This window comes from Pseudomonas sp. NPDC088429 (genome assembly GCF_044753305.1).
In the GTDB taxonomy this organism is placed as follows: domain Bacteria; phylum Pseudomonadota; class Gammaproteobacteria; order Pseudomonadales; family Pseudomonadaceae; genus Aquipseudomonas; species Aquipseudomonas rustica.
On record NZ_JBIVMX010000170.1, the window covers coordinates 1 to 1,376 of the forward strand.

General features: G+C 53.6%; 2 protein-coding genes and 1 pseudogene. All 3 read left to right on the top strand.

Annotation, left to right across the window (positions count from 1 at the left end; genetic code table 11):
• A pseudogene (locus ACIP66_RS28740) lies at positions 1 to 462 on the top strand (trigger factor); the annotation flags it as partial.
• A gap of 92 nt (positions 463 to 554) precedes the next feature.
• Complete coding sequence (gene clpP / locus ACIP66_RS28745; protein ID WP_007951559.1) at positions 555 to 1,190, top strand: ATP-dependent Clp endopeptidase proteolytic subunit ClpP; 636 nt, start codon at positions 555 to 557, stop codon at positions 1,188 to 1,190.
• 112 nt (positions 1,191 to 1,302) lie between these two features.
• On the top strand, positions 1,303 to 1,376 hold a 74-nt coding region (locus tag ACIP66_RS28750; RefSeq protein WP_400652692.1), incomplete at its 3' end, for a hypothetical protein.

Here is a 1,376-nt window from a genome sequence, read left to right on the forward strand (position 1 = left end):
TCCAAGGTCAAGAATCAGATAATGGACGGTCTACTGGCCACCAACCCGATCGAAGTGCCTAAGGCTCTGCTGGCCAACGAAGTTGACCGTCTGCGCGTGCAGGCTGTTCAGCAGTTCGGCGGCAACATCAAGCCTGATCAACTGCCGGCCGAGCTGTTCGAAGAGCAAGCCAAGCGCCGCGTTGTGCTGGGTCTGATCGTTGCTGAAGTGGTCAAGCAATTCGACCTGAAGCCTGACGAAGCTCGCGTTCGCGAAATGATTCAGGAAATGGCTTCCGCTTACCAGGAGCCTGAGCAGGTTGTGTCGTGGTACTACAAGAACGAGCAGCAACTGAACGAAGTGCGTTCGGTTGTGCTGGAAGAACAAGTTGTGGATACTGTTCTGCAGAAAGCTAGTGTGACCGACAAGTCGGTCTCTTACGAAGAAGCAGTCAAGCCGGTAGAAGCTCCACAAGCCGACTGATTGTTTTTGCGTTAAGAAATACACACATAAGCCAGCTTTCGAGCTGGCTTATGCGTATTCAAGACATAACTATTTGGGAGTGACTGCAGAGCATGTTCCGTAATTCGTATATTCAGCAGAACTCTGATATCCAGGCCGCAGGCGGCCTGGTCCCGATGGTTGTCGAGCAGTCCGCTCGTGGCGAACGCGCCTACGACATCTATTCGCGCCTTCTCAAGGAGCGAGTGATCTTTCTGGTTGGGCCGGTAGAGGACTACATGGCCAACCTGATCTGTGCGCAACTGCTGTTCCTTGAAGCGGAAAACCCGGACAAGGACATCCATCTCTATATCAACTCCCCGGGCGGTTCGGTAACGGCTGGCATGTCGATCTACGACACCATGCAGTTCATCAAACCCAATGTGTCGACCACCTGCATCGGTCAGGCCTGCAGCATGGGCGCGTTCTTGTTGACCGCCGGTGCACCTGGCAAGCGTTTCTGCCTGCCGAACTCGCGTGTGATGATTCACCAGCCACTGGGCGGTTTCCAGGGCCAGGCATCGGATATCGAAATCCATGCCAAGGAAATCCTCTTCATCCGCGAGCGCCTGAACACGCTGATGGCCAAGCACAGTGGGCGTACCCTTGAAGAAATCGAGCGTGATACCAACCGCGATAACTTCATGAGTGCAGAAGCTGCGAAGGAATACGGCTTGATCGATGAAGTGATCAACCAGCGCCCAGCTTAAAATAAGCAACTCAAAATAGGCTTGGTCGGCGAGTCTGTTCGCCAGCGGGCTTGAAAAAGCCCGCAATAGCCTTCATCTTGTGTTGCAAGCCTATCGGATTTGGATCGAACGAATGACTGACACCCGCAACGGCGAGGACAACGGCAAGCAGCTCTATTGCTACTTCTGTGGCAAAAGACAGCATGA

What these genes read in the sequence shown, in the direction of transcription:
- clpP (WP_007951559.1), top strand. Translation starts at nt 555, where the DNA reads ATGTTCCGTAATTCGTATATTCAGCAGAACTCTGATATCCAGGCCGCA.